We start from the raw sequence: 25,371 nt of genomic DNA, 5'->3' as shown, positions 1-25,371 counted from the left end.
CGAACGAAAAAAAGCCGCCCCGGGGGGCGGCTTTCGAAAGGAGCAAGCTCGCGTCGATCGCTCAGGGAACCTGCGCCCAGTTCTGGTTGTTGCCGCCGTTGCAGGTCCAGGTGATGAGCGCGGTGTCCTGCGTGGTCGAGCTGTTGGGCACGTCGAGGCACGAGCCCGAGGCCCGGTTCTTCAACGCCCCGCCGACCACGCTCCACTGCGCGGTGTTGCCCACCGAGCAGGCCACCTGCACCACCGGCGCGTTGGTGGTGGCCGTGCCGTTCTGCGCCAGGCATAGGCCGCTGTGCTCGGCCACGAACTGCACGTAGCCCCCGAGGATCGGCGTCACCGTGAACTTCTCGTGGCTCGCGTTGCCGCAGGGCCATTGCACCGCGGTGGTACCGCTGGCCGCCGCGCCGCCCTTGATGTTCACGCACATGCCGCTCAGCTCCGAGCGCAGCCGCGCCACGAACGGCGGTGCCGTGTCCAGCGAGCGCACGTACTCGCGCAGCGCCACCACGTCCGACGCCGGCAGGCTCGATGCATTGCCGTGGCCGCCCGCCAGCACGTCCTGCAGCGTGGCGGCCTGCCCGTTGTGGAAGTACGAGGCCGCGTTCCACGTGCCCGACAGCGTCGGCGTGTCGAAGCCCGTGCCCGCCAGCGGCAGGTTGCTGCCCTTGCCCGACGAGAGCTGGATGGTGCCCACGTCGTGGCGCAGCCCGTCGCGCAGCGTGCCGCCGGTGTGGCACGTGGCGCACTGCGCGGTGTTGAACACGGTCTGCCCGCGCACAGCCTCCACGCTGAGGTTGCCGTCCGCCATGCGCGCCGGGCTGCGCATGTACTTGTTCAGCGAGTTCAGGTAGGCCGCCAGGTCGTCCAGTTGCGCGTTCTTGCCGGCCTTGGGCGCGCCCAGCGGGTCGGACGTGGCCGCGAAGTCGGCGTTGCTCAGGAAGCCGGTGCCGCCGAACTCGTTGCGGATGTCGTTCTCGAAGTCCTGCAGCTCGTCGAAGTTGGCCGTCCAGTGCAGCTTGCCGTGGCTGGTGCCGCGCTTGCCCTGCAGGCTGATGGTGCGTCGCAGGCCTTCTCCGCGCTGGGTGAAGTCCCATACCATGCCGTCGTCGCCGCCGTCCGCGTGGCAGCTCGCGCAGGAGATGTAGTTGTCCTTGCTCATGCGCCGGTCGGAGGCGTTGTAGAACACCTGCTTGCCGCGCAGGGCCGCCGCGGCCAGGGGCTCGCTGGCCACCGTCTGCACGGTCTGCAGGAAGGTGGGCGCGTTGCTCTCGGCGCTCAGCACCGTCGCCACGTCGTGCACCGTGACCGAGCGCGCGAGGAAGTTGTTGACGAACAGCCGCTTGCGCACCGCGTCCAGGTACAGCCCGTGCGGCGCGCTGCTCGCGTTGATCTCACCGCGAACGGAGCGCGTGTAGCTGTCGACGATGGCCACGCGGTTGCCCTCCATCTGCGCCACGAACAGGTAGTCGCCCGCCGGCGAGAACAGCGCGGCGCGCGCGGGTGCGCGGTCGTCGAAGTCGATCTGCTCGTCGAACTTCTCCGCCGCCTGCTGCAGGTCGACCTGCGACAGGATGGAGCGCACCGTCTGGTCGTGCACGAGGTTGTTGCCGTCCCTGAACTTGCCGCGCACGATGTTGTCCTTCTTCGAAGGCAGCACGGCGCGCGTGCCGTCGGGCGAGATCACCACCTGGCTCAGGTAGTTGGCCACGCCGCGCGCGCGGCTCTCGGTGTCCACCGTGCTGGTGTCCACCGGCAGCGCGATGACGCCGATGGCGCTCAGTCCCTGCAGGTTCACCTTGTGCAGCTGGCCGCCGGTGAGCTTCGACTTGAAGCGCGTCACGTAGGCCACCTGCGAGTCGGCGCTCACCGCGATGCCGCGCACCTCGCCCTGCAACGGCACCGTGCCAGTGGCGTTGCCGTTGGCCGGGTCGAAGCTCATCAGCGCCGACTTGCTCTCCAGCGTGAGCAGCCCCTTGGTGCCGTCGGGCGTGAACACCACGCCGTAAGGGCCGCTGCCGTAGCCCAGCGAGACGCTGGCCGACACGGCGCCGTCGGCCGCGTTCAGCGCCACCAGCTTGTCTTCGCCGTGCACCGACACCCAGATGCGGCCGTCGGGCCCCACGGCCAGCGTCTTGGGCTCGTCGCCCACGCGCGTTTCCCAGCGCTTGGCCAGCGTCTGCGCGTCGATGGCGGCCACCGTGCCGCTGTCGGGGTTCACCGAATACACCGAGTTGGCGTCGCCCGCGATGTTGGTGGTGTGCGTGGGCGCGCGCGCGGTGACCGGCGCGATCACCGTCACGTTGTAGGTGTAGTAGGTCTCGCGGCCCTGCGCGTCGCGCACCGTGAGCGTCACCGTGTAGTGGCCGGGGCTCGCGTAGGTGTAGGTGTAGTTAGGCTGGTTGGAGAAGGCCGTCTGCGTGCCGTTGCCGAAGTTCCAGCGGTACTGCGCGCCGTTGGCGCCCAGCGTGGCGGGGTTGAACACCAGCTGCCCGTTGACCACCTTCGGCCCGCCGCCGATGCCGGGGTCGCCGATGATGGCCTGCGCGCGCAGCGCGGCCACCTCGGTGTCGTTCAGCACGCGGCCGTACACGCGCACCTCGGCCAGCGTGCCCTTGAAGAGCGCGGTGTTGCCCTGGATCTGCCCCAGCAGCTGGAACTTGTTCGACAGCCCCTTGTTGCCCGTGAGGCCGGCCGAGGTGGTCTTAGCGCCGTCGACGTACACGGCTTGCGCGCCGGAGGCCGCGTCGCGCGTCAGCACCACGTGGTGCCAGGCGCCGTCGTTCACTACCGCGGAAGAAGCGGTGCCGCCGTCGTTGCCCACCGACAGCTTGATGCGTCCGGTGCTGTCGAGCCAGCCCCAGAACACGTCGTCGGTGCCGTTGGCCTGGTCGCGCCCGAACAGGCCGGGCGCCGACCACGCGTTGCCGGCGCCCGGCTGCGTGGTCTTCATGTAGAAGCTCAGCGAGGCGGTGCCTCCCAGCACGGTGGCCACCGTGTCGTTCTTCAGCGGCACGCCCGCGGTGCGGTTCGCGAAGCTCAGGCCGATGCTCTCGAAGGCGTCGCCGGTGGCCGGCGTGCCGTTGTTGGCGCCGATCTGGTCGGACAGGTTGCCCGCCAGCGTCCAGTGGTGCATCAGGCTGATGTCGGTCGCGTTGCCGGTGTGGAACACCGACCTGTAGTCCGCGCCGATGGCATTGCCCGCATAGTCCTTCAGGCCGTTGGCCGGCAGGAACACCTCGTAGCTGGTGCCCGGTTGCAGCGGCTGCTCGGGGTGGAAGTTGACGATGCCCAGCTGCACGCTGTACGTGCCCGCCAGCGTGTTGCCGCCCACCGGCCGCACGATGAAGGTGTTGGCGTTCACGCTCTCGGGGCGGATGTTGTCCGTCATGCCCAGGCCGATGCGCGAGCTCAGTGCCTGCTGCCTGGCGCCGTTCACGGGCGAGACCTGCTTCACTTCGGGCTTCGTGGTGTCGGGGTCGACCTGGTGCACGATGAAGCCGCTGCCCGAGCCGTGGTCGTTGCCCACGAAGACCAGGTTGCCGAACATCGCGACCTGGCCGTTGTCCGAGTGCGAGAAGTTCGGGTCGTCCTCGCGCAGGATGCTGCCGCGGCCCACCTCCACGTGGTTCAGCGGATTGCTCACGTCCACCTTGTGGATGCGGGTCTGCGCGCCCTGGATCACGTAGTTGTCCTGCGTGGCGCAGTACAGCTGCTCGTCGATGACGAGCCGGTTGTCCTCGGCCACGAAGCGCGAGCGGTCGCTCAGGTCGTAGCTGTACATCTTCGCGCCGCTGTTGCGCGTGGAGGCATGCAGGTTGCGCCCGTCGAAGCAGGTCGCGTAGTAGAACGGCGTGCTGCCCACGATGGTGTCGAGCACCTTGGGGTTGAGCGGGTCGGAAATGTCCAGGCTCGCGAAGCCGCCGTTGCTTTCCATCGCGGTCAGCACCATGTGGTTGCCGATGGTGAAGATGGGGCCGATGCGGAAGCCACCGAGCTCGCCCGTGGGAACCGGGTTGGGCTTGCCCGCGCCGCGGTTCGCGACCACGGCATTGGCGGGGTCGGCCGCATCGACGATGAAGATGCCTCGGCCCGCCGAGGCCACGTACACGTAGGGCGCCTGCCACCACAGCTGCCAGGCCACGTTCTCGTAGTCGCCGCCGTTCACGCCGGGCAGCGCGAGCTTCTTCACCTGCTTGATGTCGTTGATGTCGCTGAAGTCCCAGAACTCGATGCCGTTGATGCTGGGCAGCGTCACGTAGGTCTTGCCGCCGATCTTCGCGGTGCCGAAGGAGTGCGTCTCGCGGAACTCCTTGGTGCGACCACCTGTAGCGTCGTCAGGCTCGTAGATCTTCTTCACCAGCTTGATCTGGCGCGGGTTCGACACGTCGTACAGCAGGAAGCCGCCCGGGCCGAGGCCGCTGTCCGGCGCGAAGGAGGTGAGGAAGTAGCCGTTGAGCATGATGCCGGCGTTCATGCCGTAGTCCTTGCGGCCCGGGTACGTGGCCGGCACCTCGCGCGACTCGTAGGCGCTGCTGTGCGCGGGGTCGAGCGGGTGCGCGGGGCTGGTGATCATCGACACCGGCTTGAAGAGCTCGGCCGATGTGTAGGTGAGGTTGCCCAGGCCCGGCCCCTGCAGGGGCAGCGGGTCTGCAACGGCCTGGGCCACCGCGGTGGCCATGTTGTTCAGGGTCGTCATCGGACTGACCCCGGTGATTGCCGCATGCGTCAGCAGCGTGACGAATGGCAGCAGGAACGCCATCACGTAGTACCGGATTTTCATCGTCGCCTCCAGGTTGTTGGGTTCTCTCGACAAAGCGCGCGCGCAGGGGCGCACCCGGCCGGCGACGAGCCCGCCGCCGGCCGTACAGCCTCTCCCTCTCTCTTCCTCTCTCTCTCCTTTTTTTGTCTTCGACGGCGGGCAGGTCGTCAGTTCACGCTGCCCTTGCGCTCGTTTGTGCCCCGGGCTTCGCGCTCGCCGCCCGACTCGTAGATGTCCCATGCCGCCTTGGCGCTCGCGCCGCGGTGGATCATGGCCATCAGCGCATCCACCACCGCCGACGGGTTGGCATGCTGGTACACGTTGCGCCCGTACACCATGCCGACCGCGCCCTGGTCCATCAGCACGCGCGAGCGCGCGAACACCTGCTGCAGGTCTTCGCGCCCGCCGCCGCGCACGAGCACGGGGCAGCGCGCGGCCTGCACCACGCGGTGGAAATCATTGGGGTCGGTGGTGGGGTCGGCCTTGACGATGTCGGCGCCCATCTCGCGCGCCAGGCGCACCAGCGTCACGATCTTCTCGGCATCGCCGTCAACCATGTAGCCGCCTTGCTCGCTGTGCGGGCGCATCACCAGCGGCTCGATCATCAGCGGCATGCCGTAGCGATCGCAGTCGGCGCGCACGCGCGCGATGTTCTGCACGCACTGGCGGAACAGGTCGGGCTCGTTGGGCAGCATGAACAGGTTCACCACCACGCAGGCCGCGTCGCGCTGCACCGCGGGCAGCACCGGGTCGTGCTCGTTCTGCAGCAGCGCCCACATCACGCGGTGCGCGGTGGCGTTGTAGGGGTTGCCCATGTCGATGCGCTGCACCAGCGCGGGCTTGTCCCGGCCCGGACGGTCCTGCAGCAGGTCGGCCTGGCCGTAATTGAGTTGCAGCGCGTCGGGGCGCGCGGCCACCAGCCTGTCGACGATCGCGGGCATGTCTTCCAGCCCGTTGAGGAACGAAGGCTCGTTGCACACGCCGTGGTCGAGCGCGATGTCCAGGCAGCGCCCGTTGTTCAGCAGCCGGTTCAGGCGTGCGGTCTTGTCCTTCGACATACGAAGAGGTCCTTGTGTGGGGATGTTTGGGGGATGAAGCAGGTCGGCCGCTCAGGCCAGCGCGTGCAGGTGCCTGGCCGCCGCCGCGTCGATGAGCAGCAGCGCGTCGTCGCGCAGCGCGAGCGAGCCGGCGGCCGCGTTCTCGCTCGCCTGCTTGCTCACGCGTGCGCCGCACAGCGCCACCTGCACGCTGCCGCGCGCCAGCGTCCACGCGATCATCAGTTGGCCGAACGAGCATTCGAGGTGCTGGCGCAGCGGCTCCAGCTCGTCGAAGAAGGCCTTGAGCTTCGCGCGGTTCTGCGCGCTGAAGCGCGGGTTGCTGGCGCGCTGGTCGTCGCCGGTGAACTGGCGCGCGGGATCGATGGGGCCCGCCAGCAGGCCGAGCGCCAGCGACGAGTAGCCCAGCACTGCCACGCCGTGCTCGGCGCACAGCGGCACCAGCGCCTGCTCGATCTCGCGGTCGATCAGGCTGTAGCGCTCCTGCGCCGCGTCGACCGGGCCGTACCGCAGGTACTCGGCCAGCGTCTCGGGGCTCACGTTGCTCACGCCGATGGCGCGGATCTTTCCCTGCTTCTTCAGTTCGAGCAGCGCGTCCATGGTCTCTGCCACGGGCGTGGTGCTGTCCTGCCAGTGCGTGATGTACAGGTCGATGTAGTCGGTCTGCAGGCGCTTCAGGCTCTCTTCGCATTCATGGAAGATCGATTCGCGCCCCAGGTAGCGGTACACCGGGTGGCCGTCTTCTTCAAAGAAGTGCGTTCCCTTCTGCGTGTGCCACACCAGCCCGCACTTGGTGGCGACCACGGCCTGCTGGCGGCGGCCCTTCAGCGCGGTGCCGACGATGCTCTCCGAGCGCCCCAGGCCGTAGGCCGGCGCGGTGTCGATCAGCGTCACGCCCGCGTCCAGCGAGGCCTGGATGGCCAGCACCGCGGCGGCGTTGTCCCCGCCGCCCCACATCCAGCCGCCCATGGCCCAGGTGCCCAGGCCGATGGCCGCGCATTCGATGCCCGAGGGGCCCAGGGTGGTCTTCTTCATCGACGGGTTGTTCATCGCTTGGTCTTTCGGGTGTTCATGAGGTGATCGATGGTCACGGCCGCGAGCAGGATCAGGCCCTTGATCACGTCCTGCCAGTAAGGGGACACGTCCAGCAGGATGAGCGAGCTGGTCACCACCGACAGCAGCGCCAGCCCCAGCACCGCGCCCAGCACCGTGCCCGAGCCGCCCTTCAGGCTGGCCCCGCCGATGACGGCCGCGGCGATCACGTTCAGCTCCATGCCCATGCCGAAGGTGGGCGTGGCGGCGCCGAAGCGCGCGGTGTAGATCACGCCGGCCAGGCCCGCCGACGCAGCGCACAGCACCGTGACCCAGAACTTGACGTGCCCCACGCGAATGCCCGAGTACAGCGCGGCCTTCTCGTTGCTGCCCGTGTAGAACACGCGGCGCAGCAAGGTGGAGCGGCGCAGCACGAAGTCGCTGACCACCACGATCGCCAGGAAGATGAGGATGACCGCCGGAATGCCGAACACCGTGCCCTGGCCGATGAACTTGAACTCCGCCGGCAGCGAGAACAGCGACTGCGGCGTGCCCTGCGTGAGCGCCAGGCACAGCCCGCGCACGATGACCATGAAGGCCAGCGAGGCGATGAAGTGGTTCAGCCCGATGCGCGTGACGCAGCCGCCGATCATGGCGCCGATGCCCGCGCTCGCGGCAATGGCGATGAGCCCCGCCGTCCACGGGTCGAAGCCCATCAGGAAGAGCTTGCCCGTGACCACCATCGCGAAGCACACCACCGAGCCCACCGACAGGTCGATGCCGCCGACGATCAGCAGGATGGTCATGCCCACCACCACGATGCCTTCGATGGAGAACGAGAGCAGCATCGCGCGCACGTTGTCCCAGGTGAGGAAGTAGGGCGACGCGAAGCTCATGCCCACGCACAGCACCGCGATGATGAGCAGCAAGCCCATCTCGCGCATGCTGGTGAGCTTGTTGGCTGGCTTCACGGGGCCGCCGCCTTGCTGTCGGGGCGCCAGGCCCGCGGGCGCGCCCGCGTCGAGTTGTGCCGGGTAGTTCATGCTGTTTCCTGTTCGCAAAGTCCGGAGGCCAGCCGCAGCAGGGCCTCTTCCGTCATGTCGTCGTCTTGCACTTCGCCGGCGAGCCGGCCGTCGCGGATCACCAGCGCGCGGTCGCACAGCCCGATGATCTCGGGCAGCTCCGAAGAGATCACCACCACGCCCACGCCCTGGTTCGCCAGCTCGCGCAGGATGTGGTGGATCTCCGACTTGGCGCCCACGTCCACGCCGCGCGTGGGCTCGTCCATCAGCAGCACCGAGGGGTGCGTGGCCAGCAGCTTGGCGATGGCCACCTTCTGCTGGTTGCCGCCCGACAGGCTGGCCACGTCGATGTCCACGCCGTCGCTCTTCAGCTTGAGCTTGGCGCCCAGCTCCACCGCCAGCCTGTGCTCGGCCGCGCGCTGCAGCAGGCCGAAGCGCGAGCTCACGCGCTTCAGCGCCATCGATGCGATGTTCTGCGCGATGGGCAGGTCGAGGTACACGCCCGCGGCCTTGCGGTCTTCGCTGAGGTAGGCGATGCCTTCGCGCAGCGCGTCGCTGTACTTGCGGATGGTCAAGGCCTTGCCATTCAGGCGCACCGTGCCGCGCGTGGCCGCGCGCAGGCCGCACACGGTTTCGGCGAGCTCGCTGCGGCCCGCGCCCATGAGGCCCGCGATGCCGAGGATTTCGCCGCGCCGCAGCGTGAACGACACGCCGTGCACGCGCTCGCCGTCGGCGATGTCGCGCACCTCGAGCACAGGTTCGCCGTGCGGGCCGCCGTGTGAGCCGCCGTGTGGTGCGCCTTGCTGCTCGCCCAGCTTCGGCGGGTAGTAGTTGCCCAGGTCGCGCCCCACCATGCGGCGCACCAGGCCGTCGGCGTTCAGCTCGGCCAGCGGCCCGCTGTGCACGTTGCGCCCGTCGCGCAGCACCGTCACGCGCGAGCAGTGCGCGAAGATCTCGGCCATGCGGTGGCTGATGTAGATGATGCCGATGCCCTGGTCCTTCAGGTCGTGCAGCACCTTGAACAGCGCGGCCGATTCGTTGTCGGTGAGCGCCGCGGTGGGCTCGTCCAGGATCAGCACCTTGCAGTCCAGCGTGAGCGCCTTGGCGATCTCGATGAGCTGCTGGGTGGAAATGCTCAGGTCCTTCACCAGGCAGGCGGGGTCCACGTCCTGCCCCAGGCGCTGCAGCACCTTGGCCGCGCGCTCGTTCAGGCTGGCGTAGTTCATCCACGCGTGCTTGCCGGCGTTGATCTCCGGCATGAAGATGTTCTCGGCCACGGTGGCGTCGGCGCACAGCGCGATCTCCTGGTGCACCAGGCCGATGCCCAGGCGCATGGCGTGCGCCGGGCCGTCGATGACCACCTTGTGCCCGTCCAGCGAGATCTCGCCTTCGTCGGGCCGGTGGATGCCGTCGATGATGTTCATCAGCGTGGACTTGCCCGCGCCGTTCTCGCCGCACAGCGCGTGGATCTCGCCGCGCTGCAGCGAGAAGTCCACGCCCGTGAGCGCGCGCGAAGCGCCGAAGCGCTTGCTGATGCCGCGCAGTTCGAGCAAGGAGCTCACTCCCCGATTCCCTTGGTGCCGCGGCGCGCGAGGTACTTGTCCCAGTAGAAGTCGTCGGCGTTCGCCTTGCTGACCACCGCCAGGCCGTTGTCCAGGAAGGGCACGGCCATCGGGTTGGTGCCGTTGCGCTTGGCGTCGTTCATCGGGTCGATGAGCGTGGGGTTCTTCGCCAGGAACAGCATCATCATGCCCATGTAGCCCTGCATGCCCTGGTTGGGGTTGATGGAGCCGAACACGTCGCCCGACTTGATCATGTCGAGAATCTTGGCGTTCACGTCGCAGCACATCACCTTGATGTTCTTCTTGGTCTCGACCTTGGCCTGCGCCGCGCCCAGCGCCGAGTTGGCCTCGGGCATGAAGAGCGCGCCCAGGTTCGGGTTGGCCTGCGCCAGGCTCAGCACGGCCTGGTAGGCCTTGTTCGGGTCCTGGTTGCTGGCGGCGCGGCCCACCAGCTTCATGCCGGGGTGCTTGGTCTTCATGCGGTTCACGAAGGCGGCGATGCGGCGGTCGTGGTTGTCCTGGCCGGGGTTCTCCAGCACGGCGTATTCGCCCTTGCCGCCCATCGACGCGGCAATGGCGTCGGCGGCCTGCGTGCCTTCGCGGTCGTTGTCCGAGGTGATGAACGATGTGCGCTTGGAGTTGGGCGAATCCGCCGCGAAGGTGACCACCGGAATGCCCATGGCCGCCGCCCGGTTGATGGGCTCGATGAACGGGTCGGGGTTCATCGGGTGCAGCAGGATGCCCGCGGGCTTGCGCGCCAGCTCCTGCTCGAAGGACGCGAGCTGCTTGTTCACGTCGTACTCCGGCGTGCCGGTGTAGCGGGTGCGCACGCCCAGCGTGCGGCCGAGCTGCTTCATCATTTCGTAGACCGGAAACCAGTACTCCACGCCCGACACCATCACGTTCATCACGTAGACGTCGCTGGCGTTGCCGCGCAGGCCGGCACCGGCTGCGCCTGCTGCAGGGGTGGCCGCTGGCTGCTGCGCGAATGCGCTCGCGCCCGCCAGGCCGATGCCGGCGGCCGCTGCGGACTTCAGGAAATTACGCCTCATTTTTTGTCTCCTCGCGTTGGGTGGCTCAACTTGCGGTGCTGCCCTTTCGGGGCAACCCTCTGATCCTCTTTGTCACGAAAGTTGTTATGACAGGTAGAATGTAAGCGCTGGTCGTTTGAGCCGATAACTAGGGGAAACGCTACTGGCAACGCGCTTTTATTCAGCCGAAGCTGTTATGACATGAAGCCCAACATACTCATCGGCATCGACATGGGGTCGAGCAGCCTGAAAGCCCTGGCCCTCGAGGCCGGCAGCGGCCGGGCCGTCGCCCTGTCCCGCATGCCATTGCCGCACGACCGGCTGCCTGGAGGGGGATGCGAGGTGGCCGCCACGGCCATTCGCGCAGCCCTGACCCATGTGCTGCGCGACGTCGCCCACCAGCTCGGCGCCCGCGTGGCCGAGGTCCGCGCCATCGGCTGCACCGGCCACGGCGCGGGGCTCTACGCGCTCGACGCGAAGAACGAACTCGTCGGCGGACGGGCCGTGGCCTCCACCGACCAGCGCGCCGATGCGCGGGCACGTTCGCTGGCGCTGAGCCACGGCAAGGCGCTGTTCGCCGACGTCGGCTGCCAGCCGTGGCCGGGCCAGCCCACGGTGATCGCGGCCGAGCTGCTGGGCACCGACGCCGTGCAGCGCGGCGCGGTGCGCCGGCTGCTCTTCGCCAAGGACTACCTCGGCTTTCTGCTGACCGGCGAGATCGCCACCGACGCAAGCGACGCGAGCACGGCGGGACTGGTGTCCATCGCCACGGGCACCTGGTCGCAGGCGGCCTTCGACGCCTCGGGCATCGCCGACCTCGGGCCCCGCGCCTTCGGGCCGCTGGTGCCCAGCGGCGAGGTCGTCGGCACGTTGAAGCCTTCCGAAGCCGCGCTGTGCGGGCTGCCCGCGGGCATTCCGGTGGCGATGGGCGCCATCGACCTGCTGGCGTCGATGACCGCCATCTGCGCCGAGGGAAGAGGGCGCGCGGTGGCGGTGTTCGGCACGTGGTGCGTCAACGCGGTCATCGGCCCGGTGATCGAGCCCAAGCCCGATGTCGCGGCCGTGGTGAACTTCGGCCGCGCCGACAAGCGGCTGTACATGGAGAACAGCCCCTCCTCGATGGCCAACATCGCGTGGCTGGCCGGTGCGCTGGGCCTGCCCGATGCGCGCGCGGTGGTCGACCTGGCGATGTCGGTGCCGCTGGGCGCCAGCGGGCTGCGCTTCCTGCCGTTCGTGAATGGCGGAGGAGGCGGAGGTGGCGAAGGTGGCGAAGGTGGGGTGACTGCGGGCTTCGTCGGCCTGAAGAGCCACCACACGCGCGGCGACATGGCGCGCGCCGTGGTCGATGCCGTGGCTGCGCTGCATGCGCGCCACACGGCGCGGCTCGCGGCCTGCGGCTTGCCGGTGGCCGCATCGACCGTGCTCGGCGGCGGCGCCAGCGACACGCGGCTCGTGCGCCTGCTGGCTTCGTTCCTCGGCCACCCGGTGGAGCGTTGCGCCGACGACGAGACCGGCGCGCGCGGCGCCGCGCTGTATGCCGCCATGTCGCAAGGCATCGACGACGCCGCGCAGGGCAGCGCCTTGCTCGCGCCCTGCGACACGGTCGAACCCGACGCCGCGCAGGCGCGCGCCCACGCCGACTTCAACGCCGGATTCAACGAACTGATCGACACCATGTCCCCTGTGTTTTCCCACCTGTCGGGAGCCGCGCGATGAGCGCGTGGCAACTGCCCTTCGTGCGCCCCGCCGCGCTGGCCGACCGCCATTTCTCGACCGTGATCGTCGGCGCCGGCATCAACGGCGTGGGCGTGTTCCGCGACCTGTCGCTGCAGCGCGTGGATTGCCTCATCGTCGACAAGGGCGACTTCAGCGCGGGCGCCAGCAGCGCGCCGTCCCGCATGATCCACGGTGGCCTGCGCTACCTGGAGAACGGCAGTTTCTCGCTGGTGGCCGAGGCCACGCGCGAGCGCAACCTGCTGCTGCGCAACGCGCCGCACCTGGTGCAGCCGCTGAAGACGGTGGTGCCGCTGTCGAGCTTCTTCGGCGGGCTGATGAGCAGCGCGCTGAAGTTCTTCGGCCGCACGCCGCCGCAACGCACCCGCGGCCTGCTGGCCGTGGCCGCGGGCCTGCGCCTGTACGACCTGCTGGGCCGCCGCCAGCGCGTGATGCCCAACCACCGCATCGCCCGCGTGCCGGCGGCCGACCGCAACCTGTTTCGCGCCGCGGTGCGCTGGACCGCGACCTTCTTCGATGCATGGATCAGCCACCCCGAGTGGCTGGTGCTGGAGCTCATCGGCGATGCCTGCCGCGACCAGCCGCGCTCGGCCGCGTCCAACTACTGCCGCGTGATCGGGTGCGCGGGCAACATCCTCACGCTGCGCGACGAGATCACCGGCGCGCTGGTGCGCGTGACGGCCGACACCGTGGTGAACGCCAGCGGCGCCTGGCTGGACCGCAGCACCGCCGTGCTGGGCGGCGCCGGCTCGCGCATCAAGTCGCGCGTGATGGGCACCAAGGGCTCGCACCTGGTGCTCGACCACCCGGCGCTGCGCGACGCGCTCGAAGGGCGCATGGCGTACTTCGAGGCGGTGGATGGGCGCGTGTGCATCGTCTACCCCTTTCTGGACCGCGTGCTGGTGGGGTCCACCGACATTCCGGTGGACGACCCCGACCAGATCGGCACCGAGCCGGCCGAGGTCGACTACCTGCTCGAGGTGCTGGCCGAGGTGTTTCCCAACCTTGCATTCGGGCGCGGCGACGTGGTGTACACCTATGTCGGCGTGCGCCCGCTCGCGCGCTCCGACGCCGACAAGCCCGGGCAGATTTCGCGCGACCACTCGGTGGTGCTCGACCTGCCGAACGCGACGCGCGACATTCCCATCATCGGCCTGGTCGGCGGCAAGTGGACCACCTTCAGGGCGCTGGCCGAAGAGGCCACCAACGAGGTGCTGCAGCAACTGGGCCGTCCGCGCACCGCGTCGACCGAGGGCCTGCCCATCGGCGGCGGCGCGGAGCTGCCGGCCGATGCGCAGGCCACCGAGCGCTTCATCGAGCGCATGGTGGCGTCTTCGGGCGTGGGCCGCGCGCGGGCGCACACGCTGCTGCGCCGCTACGGTTCCAAGGCGATGCCGCTCGCGCAGCGCCTGGGCGCCTCGGGCGACGTGCCACTGCAGCATGCGCCGACGTATTCGGTCGCGGAGCTGTCGTACCTGTGCCTGGAGACGGGCGTGATCCACCTGGACGACCTCGTCATCCGCCGCACGCTGCTGGCCATTCGCGGGCTCGTCACCGACGCCGCGCTCGCCGAAATGGCGGCCATCGCGGCCGAGGCGCTGGGCTGGGACGCACAGCAGCAGCACAAGGAACTGCAGGCCTGCGCGAGCGCCTTGCGAGAGCGCCACGGCGTGCGGCTTTCAGCGGTGGTGGCCGATGCGCCGCCGCCTTTCGATGCATCATTGACGACCCCTCAGGCCCTGGGCCAGCCCCAAACGTGAACTCTGCGACAGACATCCCGACCGTGCTCGACCGGAGCTCCGAATCCCCCCTGTGGGCCCAGTTCCGCGACGCGCTGCGCCTGCAGATCCTGCAGGGCGTGCTGCCCATCGGCGCCAAGCTGCCGTCCGAGGCCGAGCTGGGCGAGCAGTTCGGCATCTCGCGCATCGTGGTGCGCGAGGCGCTGGCCGACCTGGTGCGCAACAACCTCATCTACAAGATCAAGGGCCGCGGCGCCTTCGTCTCGGCGCGTGAACGCGACGAAGACTTCGTCTCCACCGTGCTCGGCTTCTCCGACGAGATGGAGCGCAAGGGCCGCTCGGTGCGCACGCAGATCCTCACGCAGGAGCTGCGCGCGCCCACCGAGCAGGAGGCCGCCTCGCTGGGCCTCACCGACGACACGCAGGTGGTGGCGCTGAAGCGCCTGCGCAGCGTGGACGGCGAGTTGCGCCTGCTGGTGGAAACCGTGGTGCCCGCCGACCTGGCGCCGGGGCTGCACCGCACCCGGCTGGACGACCGCTCGCTGTACGACGTGCTGCGCCGCCAGTACGGCCTGCGGCTGGTGCGCGCCGAACGCTGGATCGACGCGGTGCTGCCCGATGCCGCCACCTGCGAGCTGCTGAACCTGCCCACGCCCGAGCCGCTGTTGCGCATCGAGTCGATTGCCTACGGCGCCAACGGCCGGCCGCTGGAGCACTACCGCGCGCTGCACCGCTGCAAGACCAGCCGCCTGCACGTGCAGACGACGACCTGAGCGCCCGCGCTCAGGCCTTGGCCGGGGCCGCGCGCGAGGGCAGCAGCACCGAGGCGATGGCCACCACCATCAGCACCACCGCCACCCAGTCCTGCCAGTGCACGGCCTCGCCGAGCCACACCGCGCCGCTGAACACCCCGAGCACCGGGATGAACATCACGCTCAGCGTCGACGCGATGGGCGGCAGGCCGCGCGCCAGGTAGAACCATGCCGCGTGCGCGAAGCCGAAGATCAGCACTGCGTTGTAGCCGATCGACCCCCAGGTCACCTGGCCGGGCCAGTAGAGCTGGTCGCGCTCGAAGAGCAGCGAGAGCACCGTCATCACCACCGCGGTCATGGCCGTCATCCAGAACGAGATCGTGAGCGTCGGCAGGCCGATGCGCGTGTGGCGCAGCAGCTGCGTGCCCAATGCCCAGGTGGCCGCGGCCACCAGCGCCAGCGCCACGTAGCCGGGGCGGCCCGACAGGTCCGTGAGCTCGTGCCACAGCAGCAGCCCCACGCCGACCGCGCAGGCGCCCACGCCCAGCCACGCGCGCCGCGCCAGCACCGCCGAGAACAGCAGCGCGCCGATCACCGCGGAAAACACCGGCATCGTGTAGCCCAGGATCGCCGCGCGCCCGCCCGACAGCGCCTTCACCGCGAGGATGATGCAGGCGTGCCAGACGAACATGTTGGTCGCGCCCAGCCACACCAGCTCGGGCCACGCGCTGCGCGGCACGCGAAACGGCACCTTCAGCCACACCAGCGCCAGGGCCAGCACCGGCAGGCCGAGCCAGATGGAGATGGCGCGAAACCCGAGCGGCGGATAGTCGACCACGCCGAGCTTCATCACCGGCCAGTTGAAGCCCCAGACGAGGGTCAGGAGGACGAGGAGGACGAGCTGGCGGGGGGTGAAGGAAGGCATGGGCCGCGATTGTGGCGTGGGGCGTGCATTCGTGCCGGATGGCCGAGGGCGTTCCCGCGCTGGCCCCCTGCAAGAAAAGGGGCTCGACCCCTAGAATGAAACGATGGAAGCGCAAGAGTTGCTGATTGCTTTGCACGACGAGTCGGCCGGGTATGAAATCTCGCCCGACCGGGTGCCGCTGTCCGTGTTGCGCAGCTTTGCCAGGGACGTGGACGAATTCCTTCGCGGCGACAGCAACGACGTCGACACCAGCGCACTCGATGTGTCCGTCGAAAAAGGATCGCTGGCCATTCGCACGGCACCCACGGCCAACCCTGTCTTGCTGAACGACCTGCGCAAGCTGGCCGGCAGCCAGGAGATGGATGGCATCGGGTTGAAGCGGCGTGCCGTGATCGAGCGGTGGCAAAAAAGTGCACGCGGCGGTCGTCGCTGGCGCGTGAGCATCGCGGCGGACTTTCTGCCCGCCGCCATCGTGATCAGTGCCGAGTCGGACTTTCGCGCCGACGATGCGGACCAGTGGGTGCGCGTAGAGCGCTATGTGCGTGGCGAGATCGAAGACATGGGCGGCCACACCAAGCCGAACGCCCACATCCGCCTGCCCGACGGCAAGGCGCTGCTGGTCGATGCGGCCCGTGAAATGCTGCGTGACGAAAAGGTCAATCGGCTCTACAAGCCGGCCATGATCCGCATCGTTGCCGAGTACAACGTCATGACGCGGGAGTACCGGGGCGCCAGGCTGCTGGAGTTCGTGGAGCACGAAAGCCGGCTCGATGAAAAAGACCTCGATCGCCTGACGCAACGCGGGGCCAAGGCATGGCGCGATGTGCCCGATGCGGGAACCTGGATCGACGAGCTTCGGGGAAGCAAGGAGTGAGCGCGATCCTGCTCGACACGAGCTACCTGATCTCGCTGGCCGATCCGGCGCGTGCGCACCATCAGGCTGCGGTCGACTACCTGCGGGAGGCGTTGAGGCGCGGCGTGCCCGTGTACCTGTCCGCGATCGCGGCGTCGGAGTTCCAGGTCAAGCAGGCCGTGACCGACCTGCCGCTGCGCAATTTCGAGGTGCTCCCTTTCAACATCGACCATGCGATGACTGCCGGATTGCTGATGCGCGACCTGAAGCGGGACGGCACGGACGACCGAAGCGCCGTCAAGGACGACATCAAGCTGATTGCCCAGGCCATCTGCGAATCGCTGACGCACATCCTCACCGAGGACGCGCAAACGCTGGTGAAGTACCTGCGCCGGTTGAACGAGGCCGGCATCAGTACGGTCAAGCCGATACTGCTGGCGGACGGTTTCGATTCAGCGTGGTTCGACAATGGCCAGCGAGGCCTGTTGGGCGATTAGGCAATTCAGCGAATAGGCAGCAAGCGCCACAACGCGGCACTCGCCGCCCGGTCAGTTCTAGAGCAGCCGCTTCAAATACCGCCCCGTGTGGCTCGCCTCGTTCGCCGCGATGTCTTCCGGCGTGCCTTCGCCCACCACCGTGCCGCCGCCCGCGCCGCCTTCCGGCCCCATGTCGATCAGCCAGTCGGCGGTCTTGATGACGTCCAGGTTGTGCTCGATCACCACGATGGTGTTGCCCGCGTCGCGCAGCTGGTGCAGCACCTTCAGCAGCAGCTCGATGTCGGCGAAGTGCAGGCCGGTGGTCGGCTCGTCCAGGATGTACAGCGTGCGGCCGGTGTCGCGCTTGCTGAGCTCCAGCGCGAGCTTCACGCGCTGCGCCTCGCCGCCCGACAGCGTGGTGGCCGACTGGCCCAGCTTGATGTAGCTCAGGCCCACGTCCAGCAGCGTGCGCAGCTTGCGCTCGATGGTGGGCACGGCCTTCAGGAACTCGTGCGCGGTCTCCACCGTCATCTCGAGGATCTGCGCGATGTTGCGGCCCTTGTAGAGCACCTCGAGCGTCTCGCGGTTGTAGCGCTGGCCGTGGCACACCTCGCAGGGCACGTACACGTCGGGCAGGAAGTGCATCTCGACCTTCACCACGCCGTCGCCCTGGCAGGCCTCGCAGCGCCCGCCTGCCACGTTGAAGCTGAAGCGCCCCGGGCCGTAGCCGCGCTCGCGCGCGGTGTTGGTTTCGGCCATCAGTTCGCGAATGGGCGTGAACAGGCCAGTGTAGGTGGCCGGGTTGCTGCGCGGCGTGCGCCCGATGGGGCTCTGGTCGACGTTGATGACCTTGTCGAAGTACTCGATGCCCTCGATGGCCTCGTGCGCCGCCGGCTCCTCGTGCGCGCGGTACAGCGTGCGGGCCACGGCGGTGTAGAGCGTGTCGTTCACCAGCGTCGACTTGCCCGAGCCCGACACGCCCGTCACGCAGGTCAGCAGGCCGACCGGAAACGCCACGCTCACGTTCTTCAGGTTGTTGCCGCTGGCGTTGACCACGCGAATTTCCTGCAGCTCGCCCTGCGAGGCCAGGTGGGCCGCCTCGCGCGCGGCGCGGCGTTCGGCCGCGGGGCTGGGCGCGAAGCGCGAGGCCTTCTTGCCTTCGTTGAACGCGGGCTTGCTCACCACGGGCAGCCATGCGGTGCGGTGCTTTGGCACTTCGATCTTGCGGGTGCCCGACAGGTACTGGCCCGTGAGCGACTCGGGGTTGGCCGACACCTCGGCGTAGGTGCCCTGCGCCATCACGCGGCCACCATGCACGCCGGCGCCCGGGCCCATGTCGATGACGTGGTCGGCGGCGTGGATCATGTCCTCGTCGTGCTCGACCACGATCACGCTGTTGCCGATGTCGCGCAGGTGCTTCAGCGTGCCGATCAGGCGGTCGTTGTCGCGCTGGTGCAGGCCGATGCTGGGCTCGTCGAGCACGTACATCACGCCGGTGAGGCCCGAGCCGATCTGCGAGGCGAGGCGAATGCGCTGCGCCTCGCCGCCCGACAGCGTCTCGGCGCTGCGGTCCAGGCTCAGGTAGTTCAGGCCCACGTCGTTCAGGAACTTCAGCCGCAGGCCGATCTCGCGCACCACCTTGTCGGCGATGTCGGCCTTGGAGCCGCGCAGCTTGAGGTTCTGGAACCAGGCCAGCGAGTCGCGCAGGGTGAGGTGGCTGAGCTCGAAGATGGCCATGCGCGAGGGCTCAGTGCCTGCGGCTTGGCCCTCGCCACCGTCCGCCGGCCGGCCCGACTCGTCCACCAGGAACACGTTGCGCGCTTCGCGCCGCAGGCGCGAGCCGCCGCAGTCGGGGCAGGGCTGCAGGTTGCGAAAGCGCGCGAGGTCTTCGCGCACTAGCACCGAATCGGTCTCGCGGTAGCGCCGCGTCATGTTCGGGATGATCCCCTCGAAGGGGTGCTTCTTCGTGAGCTTCTTGCCCGCGAAGTTGCCCGACTCCATCACGTAGTTGAACTTGATCTCTTCCGCGGCCGAGCCGTTCAGCAGCACCTGCTGCACCGAGGCGGGCAACGACTCGAAGGGTGCGTCGACGTCGAACTTGTAGTGCTTGGCAACGCTCTCGATCATGCTGAAGTAGTAGCCGTTGCGCCGGTCCCAGCCCTTGATGGCGCCGCTGGCGATCGACAGCGACGGAAACGCCACCACGCGCGCCGGGTCGAACACCTCGCGGTGGCCCAGGCCGTCGCAGCTCGGGCACGCGCCCACGGGCGAGTTGAACGAGAACAAGCGCGGCTCGAGCTCCGACAGCGAGTAATGGCAGATCGGGCAGGAGAACTTGGCGTTGAACAGGTGCTCGGTGTCGCTCGCGCCCTCGGCGCCCAGCTCCAGCGCAATGGCGCGGCCTTCGGCCAGGCGCAGCGCGGCCTCGAAGCTCTCGGCCAGGCGCTGCTGCATGTCGGCGCGCGCGCGCAGGCGGTCGATGACCACGTCGATGTCGTGCTTCTCGGTCTTCTTGAGCTTGGGCAGGTCGTTGTATTCGTAGGTTTGCCCGTCGACGCGAAAGCGCACGTAGCCCGCGGCCTGCATCTCCGCGAAGAGCTCGAGGAACTCGCCCTTCTTCTCGCGCGCCACGGGCGCCAGGATCATCAGGCGCGGCTCGCCGGGCAGGGCCAGCGTGGTGTCGACCATCTGCGAGACCGTCTGCGCCTGCAGCGGCAGGTGGTGGTCGGGGCAGAAGGGCGTGCCGGCGCGCGCGAACAGCAGGCGCAGGTAGTCGTGAATCTCCGTCACCGTGCCCACGGTGGAGCGCGGGTTGTGGCTGGTGGCCTTCTGCTCAATGCTGATGGCGGGCGACAGCCCTTCGATCACGTCGACGTCGGGCTTGTCCATCAGCTGCAGGAACTGCCGCGCATAGGCCGAGAGGCTTTCGACGTAGCGGCGCTGGCCTTCGGCATACAGCGTGTCGAAGGCCAGGCTCGATTTGCCCGAGCCCGACAGGCCGGTGATGACCACCAGCTTGTTGCGCGGAATGTCGAGGTCGACGTTCTTCAGGTTGTGCGTGCGCGCGCCGCGGATGCTGATGCGTTGCTGCGCGAGCACGGCGCCGAGGTAGGTGTCGCGTTCGCGCTGGGCATCACGTTCGCGTTCTTCGCGTTCGGCGCGTTGTGCGCTGTTTTCGCGGGCTTCGGCTGTGTCAGTGGCTTTGGAATTCAAAGGGTGCGATCGTCCGAGGGCAACCGGACATGATAGTCCGGCGCGCATTTCCTGGCGAGCGGGCGGGCTCGGAAAGCCTTTCGGTGGGGCCGGCATCGGGCACAATCGAGGGTTCTCTTCCTCCTCCTTCATCTACTTATCAGGGGCAGTGCATATGGCATCGGTCAATAAAGTCATCGTCGTCGGCAACCTGGGGCGCGACCCCGAAATGCGGACCTTCCCGAGCGGCGATCAGGTCGCGAACGTCACAGTGGCCACCACCGATCGCTGGAAAGACAAGCAAAGCGGCGAAATGCGCGAAGCCACCGAGTGGCACCGCATCGTCTTCAACGGCCGCCTGGCCGAAATTGCCGGCCAGTACCTGCGCAAGGGCTCGCAGGTCTACGTCGAAGGAAGCCTGCGCACGCGCAAGTGGACCGACAAGGACGGCATCGAAAAGTACACCACCGAAATCCGCGCCGACCAGATGCAGATGCTGGGCAGCCGCCAAGGCCAGGGCGGCCCGTCGGGCGGTCCCGAGGACGACGGCGGTTACTCGCAAGGTGGCGGCGGTGGCGGTGGCTACTCGCAGGGCGGGAACGGTGGTGGTGGTGGCGGCGGCGGCGGCGGCGGTGGTGGCGGTTACGCCCCGCGCGCACCTGCTGCCGCACCGCGTGCCCCGGCACCGGCGCTGCGCCAGGCACCGGCCAAGTCGTCGTCGGGCTTCGACGACATGGACGACGACATCCCGTTCTAGACTCCACTTTTTTGCATTCGTAAACAAAAGGCCCGTAGCGCTTATGCTTCGGGTCTTTTTTTCTTGTTTACAGTTTTCAGGGACTTGATCAGAACTACACTTATCTAATATGTTTTAGAAACGACAACATGTCGCTGCGCTATAGGGTCAAAAATCTTGTCTGCGAGTCCGGAGAGCGACTGCCCCTCTTGCTTGACGGCACCACAGGGGCCCCACTGTTCGAGCCGACCCTATTTGTACTGACTGAACTGCGCGCGCTCAATCGGGCGTCCGCCACGTTGGCTCAGGCAACACGGTCAATCATGGTTTGCAAGCTCGTCTTGGACCACCTCGACGTCGACCTTAGCGCTCGCTTCGCCGAAGGAAAGGTGTTGGACCTTGGCGAAATTGAGGCGCTTTGCAAACTGTCCGCATTAAGCCAAGAAGCGCTCGATGGCCTGCCCCCTTATGGTGACGAGACGTCTTTGCTCCCTGCGAAAGTTCCTTCGCTCGAGCAGGTGCGCATGCGGTCGGCAGGGCGCGCAGCCCTGCCGACCGTCAGCGTTGAGACGGCGGGCATTCGGCTCATGTACATCCGGGACTACATCGCTTGGCTTGCGCGGCGCTGGCTTCTGCGGCTGAATCCGCGGCACCCGACGTACCTGCCGCTACAGGCAACGTCGCGATTGGTTGTTGAGTCCCTCAGCGAACGCGTCCAGTCGTCGGCGCGGCGCAATAAGGTTGCCTTGCCTCAAGGTATGGCGTCGGCAGACATTGCGCGAATGCTCGATGTCATCGCACCGGATTCACCAGAGAACCCATGGAAAGGCGCGCACGTTCGCACCCGCAATCAGCTAATCTTCCACTGGCTGCTAGGCCTTGGATTGCGGAAGAGTGAGTTGCTCATCATCCGTTTGGAAGACGTCAACCTGAGAAGCAACGAAGTACTCATTGCTCGCCGGGCTGATGACCCGGAAGAACCCCGTTCGGACGCACCCAACGCAAAGACCTTTGACAGATTGCTTGTGCTCGGTGATGAGCTCGCTGCATTGACGCGTGCATACATCCATGGTGCGCGTCGCAACGTCAAAAACAGCAGTCGCTACCCGCATCTGATTCTTGCTACCGGCACAGGTCGCCCGCTGTCAAAGTCTGCTTTGAACAAGCTGTTTGTCGAACTGAGAAACAAGGTTGCTGGTTTGCCGGAAGAACTGACGCCTCATGTGCTCCGGCATAACTGGAACGACAGCTTCTCCGAACTCATGGACAAGCACAAGGTGCCCGTAGAAGAGGAAGAGAAGATGCGGAAGCAGCAGATGGGTTGGTCCGACAGGTCGAAGATGGCAGCTGTCTACACCAAGCGACATGTGAAGAGGAAGTCCGACGAGGCGTCTCTCGAACTCCAGTCGAAAATGTTGCCACCGAGGGCCAGCGAAGAATGAAGCGTGGCGCTCAAATTGAGAATGACGTCGGCAGCGCTAAGTTGCAGGCGTTCAAGAATGTCGTCCGAACACAAAGTGGCGCCACGTTCGACCCTTCCGCTGCGAGGTGGTCATACCGCGATGGCGTGACGAATGTGTCTCTGGACTTCGATGCACTTGAAGGCGCCACTGAAGAATTCGTGCGGGCGTCGAAAGCTGTGCTCGCTTGGTATGCCGGAAATCGTTCGCCCGACCATCTGAGCAATATGTTCCAACGGCTCAAACATTTTGCGAAGGCGAGGGCGAGTCATGCTCAGACACTGACGAGCATCGGGGCCGACGACCTCATCAACTACCGCGCGTCGCTCGATGAAACCAACGCCTGGTATCTATCCACCTTTGCGGGCCTACTCCGGCGCTGGCATCGGCTAGGTTATGCAGGTGTCGACGATGACGCCGTTCTGCTCCTCAAACAGCTACGCCTGCACGGCAACCGCAAGGGGGAAGCGGTGCTGACAATGGACCCGAACGAGGGCCCGTTCACCTATCTCGAACTCGAGGGTCTGCAAGCTGCATTGAACGCCGCGTACGCCGAAGGACGGGTCAACACTGAACAATTCGTGCTCGCCTGGCTCTACATGCTGCTCGGTCAGAGAAATACCCAGCACGCGGTCCTCAAGGTCTGCGATGTCCGATTGGTTCGCAACGAAGATGGCGAGCCGACGTACTCAATCATGATGCCTCGGGCAAAACAAAGACATCGAGACCTGCGCGACGAGTTCACGGAGCGGCCGCTCATCGAACAGTTCGGCGAAATTCTGTACGAATACGCGGAGCGTCTCAGGCAAGAATTTGCGACCGCCCTCCCTGATGCCGGCGAGGCTCCCCTGTTCCCCAGTCGGGCAAGCACCCGATGGTCCGATGACTACAAGTTCCATCAATCCAGCAGCGAACTTGGTCAGATACTGAAGGCTGTACTTGAAAGCCTGGAGGTCGTGTCAGAGCGAACTGCCCAGAAGCTAAAAATCCTGCCCGTGCGTTTCCGCCGGACGATTGGGACTCGAGCTGCGGAAGAGGGGTACGGGCCTCTGGTCATCGCTAAGCTGCTTGACCACACCGACACGCAGAACGTCATGGTGTACTCGGCAAACTCGCCAGCCATCATCGACCGCATCGACCGGTCTGTCGCCATGGGCATGGCGCCGCTTGCCCAAGCCTTCGCCGGGGTGGTCGTCGATGGCTTGCTTGGTGAACACGACCCTGCGCAGCGCATCATCGACTTGCGTATCGACCGCAGTGGCGAGGCAATGGGCGAGTGTGGGCGACATGGGTTCTGCGGCTTCAATGCCCCGATAGCGTGCTACACCTGCAAAAGCTTTGAGGCTTGGTTGGAGGGGCCGCACGAGGCCGTGCTGAGCTATCTCATCCAGAACCGCGAGCGGCTCCTCAATACCTCCGACAAGCGAATCGCCTGCATCAACGACAGAACCATCTTCGCCGTCGCGGCGGTCAACTCAGTGACTGCATGGTGCAAGACCAACGACGTTCCGCTGGAAAGGCGGGGGCGAGGCGAGTACGTCGCGAAATTCGCTGATGTAGAGCGTGCAATTTTGAAGCTGATGCCGGAACGCTTCCCAGTCCTGGACATCGAAACAGGACTTCGATTCAGCGAGGCACTCTGCATCGTCCGTCGCCATGAGCTGAACGAGTCAAAGACAACTTACAGGTGCGTCGTGCATGGCATTGATCAAGGCCTTATTGCGACGGGTCTGGGCAATGCGTCGGAGCATGGCTCCCGTTCCGTCTTCGATCGGTTTGGCCTATTCGAGGCTGACGGCACACCCATCTCAATTCGCTCGCACCAGTTCAGGCACTACCTGAACACTCTTGCCCAGAAGGGTGGTCTGAGTGAGATGGACATTGCGAAATGGTCCGGCCGGAAAGACATCCGCCAAAACAGCGCCTACAACCACATGTCGGACCGCGACGTTCAGGCGCGTCTCGCGGAGCTGATTGAGAGTGAAGCGAGAGCGTCAAGCAAGGAAGTGGTCGTGGCACGAGTGAATATCTTGCCCCGCGCCAAGTTCGCCGCAATGGGCATTCACGCCGCGCACACGACGGACTTCGGCTTCTGTGCACATGACTATGCTTTGTCGCCGTGCCAGATGCACCTGGACTGCATCAATTGCAACGAGCAGGTCTGCATCAAAGGAGACGAGATCGGGGAAGTGAACCTCCGAGCCAGGCTAAGCGAGATTCAAATGCTGCTGCTTGAAGCCGAAGTTGCCGAGACCGAGAAGGCTTACGGTGCGACACGTTGGGTTAGACATCAGCGCATTGCCCTTGAACGCCTGACTCAGTTGCTCGCAATTCTGGAAGACCCGGGCGTCCCACGAGGAGCGGTCATACGTCTCAGACACATAAAAGGCGCGTCGAGGCTCCAGCAGGCAGTAGAAGCCCGGAAGTTGATCTCCGAAGAATCGACTCCAGCGCGCCTGTCCTGGCGCGTTGTTGAAGAGGAGGCCCTCGAATGAGCCGAGCGCGGAACTTGAGCGATGAAGACATCGCGAGAATTGTTGAGATCCTCGATGGGTGGACCGCGCCGCTGCGCTGGGAGCTTCTCATTGCCGAGATCGAACGGCGGCTCTTTGTGCGCTACACACGCCAGGCGCTACACAAGCATGCACGTATCAAAGACGCATTTAGCAGCAGAAAGAGGTCGCTTACTGGGGGGGCTGGCGCTTCAAAACGGCCTACCAAGCAACCTGAACTACAGCTGGCATTGGACCGCATCGAGCGGCTGACAGCGGCAAACCAGAGACTCGAGGACGAAAACAGACGCTTGCTAGAGCAGTTCGTCCGGTGGACCTACAACGCGAGCACGCGCAATCTTGATCAGCATTTCCTCAACCGGCCTCTGCCAACAGTAGACCGTGAGCAAACGAACGCAAGCCGGAAGGGTCGATCCTTAGTCGGTCTCTCTAAGCGGAGCTAGTGCATGGCCAGCCAGAGGGTACGGTTACGCGGGGTTTTTTTAGTTCAACTCGCTTCCGCACGATCAACCCTCAACCACAATCCAAGG

General features: G+C 66.6%; 17 protein-coding genes. 9 read left to right on the top strand and 8 right to left on the bottom strand.

Annotation, left to right across the window (positions count from 1 at the left end; translation table 11 throughout):
• Positions 1-61: 61 nt before the first annotated feature.
• From QTI51_RS21900 to QTI51_RS21875, 6 genes are all read right to left on the bottom strand, one after another.
• Positions 62-4,780, bottom strand: a complete 4,719-nt coding sequence (locus QTI51_RS21900; RefSeq protein WP_286516251.1) for a ricin-type beta-trefoil lectin domain protein — start codon at positions 4,778-4,780, stop codon at positions 62-64.
• A 146-nt stretch (positions 4,781-4,926) separates the two neighbouring features.
• Positions 4,927-5,817, bottom strand: coding sequence for a class I fructose-bisphosphate aldolase (locus QTI51_RS21895; RefSeq protein WP_116912511.1), 891 nt, complete (start codon positions 5,815-5,817; stop codon positions 4,927-4,929).
• A 51-nt stretch (positions 5,818-5,868) separates the two neighbouring features.
• Positions 5,869-6,849, bottom strand: a complete 981-nt coding sequence (locus QTI51_RS21890) for an aldo/keto reductase (protein WP_116912538.1) — start codon at positions 6,847-6,849, stop codon at positions 5,869-5,871.
• An 11-nt stretch (positions 6,850-6,860) separates the two neighbouring features.
• The gene (locus QTI51_RS21885; protein ID WP_116912510.1) at positions 6,861-7,889 is read right to left on the bottom strand and encodes an ABC transporter permease; all 1,029 of its coding nucleotides are present in this window, start codon (positions 7,887-7,889) and stop codon (positions 6,861-6,863) included.
• Complete coding sequence (locus QTI51_RS21880) at positions 7,886-9,430, bottom strand: sugar ABC transporter ATP-binding protein (RefSeq protein WP_116912509.1); 1,545 nt, start codon at positions 9,428-9,430, stop codon at positions 7,886-7,888. The genes QTI51_RS21885 and QTI51_RS21880 overlap by 4 nt, the downstream gene beginning before the upstream one ends.
• Positions 9,427-10,482 (bottom strand): substrate-binding domain-containing protein, encoded by a 1,056-nt coding sequence (locus QTI51_RS21875; protein WP_116912508.1) that lies wholly within the window; start codon positions 10,480-10,482, stop codon positions 9,427-9,429. The genes QTI51_RS21880 and QTI51_RS21875 overlap by 4 nt, the downstream gene beginning before the upstream one ends.
• 180 nt (positions 10,483-10,662) lie before the next feature.
• On the opposite strand from QTI51_RS21875, the gene QTI51_RS21870 reads away from it, so the two are divergent.
• From QTI51_RS21870 to QTI51_RS21860, 3 genes are read left to right on the top strand one after another with little or no spacing between them, the layout of a single operon-like run.
• Positions 10,663-12,177: an FGGY family carbohydrate kinase gene (locus tag QTI51_RS21870; RefSeq protein WP_116912507.1), complete on the top strand. Its 1,515-nt coding sequence runs from the start codon at positions 10,663-10,665 to the stop codon at positions 12,175-12,177.
• Complete coding sequence (locus QTI51_RS21865; RefSeq protein ID WP_116912506.1) at positions 12,174-13,955, top strand: glycerol-3-phosphate dehydrogenase/oxidase; 1,782 nt, start codon at positions 12,174-12,176, stop codon at positions 13,953-13,955. The genes QTI51_RS21870 and QTI51_RS21865 overlap by 4 nt, the downstream gene beginning before the upstream one ends.
• The gene (locus tag QTI51_RS21860; RefSeq protein ID WP_116912505.1) at positions 13,952-14,707 is read left to right on the top strand and encodes a GntR family transcriptional regulator; all 756 of its coding nucleotides are present in this window, start codon (positions 13,952-13,954) and stop codon (positions 14,705-14,707) included. Before QTI51_RS21865 ends, QTI51_RS21860 begins: the two co-directional genes overlap by 4 nt.
• A 10-nt stretch (positions 14,708-14,717) precedes the next feature.
• On the opposite strand, the gene QTI51_RS21855 is transcribed toward QTI51_RS21860, so the two are convergent.
• Positions 14,718-15,611: a DMT family transporter gene (locus QTI51_RS21855; RefSeq protein ID WP_116912504.1), complete on the bottom strand. Its 894-nt coding sequence runs from the start codon at positions 15,609-15,611 to the stop codon at positions 14,718-14,720.
• A gap of 103 nt (positions 15,612-15,714) precedes the next feature.
• Between QTI51_RS21855 and QTI51_RS21850 the strand changes: the two genes are divergently transcribed.
• Together QTI51_RS21850 and QTI51_RS21845 are read left to right on the top strand one after the other, a co-directional pair.
• The gene (locus QTI51_RS21850) at positions 15,715-16,485 is read left to right on the top strand and encodes a hypothetical protein (RefSeq protein ID WP_116912503.1); all 771 of its coding nucleotides are present in this window, start codon (positions 15,715-15,717) and stop codon (positions 16,483-16,485) included.
• Positions 16,482-16,961, top strand: coding sequence for a type II toxin-antitoxin system VapC family toxin (locus QTI51_RS21845; protein ID WP_116912502.1), 480 nt, complete (start codon positions 16,482-16,484; stop codon positions 16,959-16,961). The genes QTI51_RS21850 and QTI51_RS21845 overlap by 4 nt, the downstream gene beginning before the upstream one ends.
• Positions 16,962-17,018: 57 nt before the next feature.
• Here QTI51_RS21845 and uvrA read toward each other — a convergent pair whose 3' ends face one another.
• On the bottom strand, positions 17,019-20,153 hold the full coding sequence (gene uvrA, locus QTI51_RS21840; protein WP_165840443.1) for an excinuclease ABC subunit UvrA: 3,135 nt from the start codon (positions 20,151-20,153) through the stop codon (positions 17,019-17,021).
• Between the two features lie 154 nt (positions 20,154-20,307).
• Here uvrA and ssb point away from each other — a divergent pair, with 154 nt between their 5' ends.
• From ssb to QTI51_RS21820, 4 genes are all read left to right on the top strand, one after another.
• A complete protein-coding gene (gene ssb, locus QTI51_RS21835) occupies positions 20,308-20,889 on the top strand; it encodes a single-stranded DNA-binding protein (protein ID WP_286516256.1) in 582 nt (193 codons plus the stop codon).
• Positions 20,890-21,017: 128 nt separating this feature from the next.
• The gene (locus QTI51_RS21830) at positions 21,018-22,310 is read left to right on the top strand and encodes a tyrosine-type recombinase/integrase (RefSeq protein WP_286516257.1); all 1,293 of its coding nucleotides are present in this window, start codon (positions 21,018-21,020) and stop codon (positions 22,308-22,310) included.
• Positions 22,307-24,823 carry a site-specific integrase gene (locus tag QTI51_RS21825; protein ID WP_286516258.1) on the top strand — a complete coding sequence of 839 codons (2,517 nt, stop codon included), beginning with the start codon at positions 22,307-22,309 and terminating at the stop codon, positions 24,821-24,823. The genes QTI51_RS21830 and QTI51_RS21825 overlap by 4 nt, the downstream gene beginning before the upstream one ends.
• 14 nt (positions 24,824-24,837) lie before the next feature.
• The gene (locus QTI51_RS21820) at positions 24,838-25,284 is read left to right on the top strand and encodes a hypothetical protein (protein ID WP_286516259.1); all 447 of its coding nucleotides are present in this window, start codon (positions 24,838-24,840) and stop codon (positions 25,282-25,284) included.
• The last annotated feature ends 87 nt before the right edge of the window (positions 25,285-25,371 follow it).

It is taken from the genome of Variovorax sp. J22G73, assembly GCF_030317035.1.
In the GTDB taxonomy this organism is placed as follows: domain Bacteria; phylum Pseudomonadota; class Gammaproteobacteria; order Burkholderiales; family Burkholderiaceae_C; genus Variovorax.
This window is presented reverse-complemented; position numbering and strand designations above follow the sequence as displayed.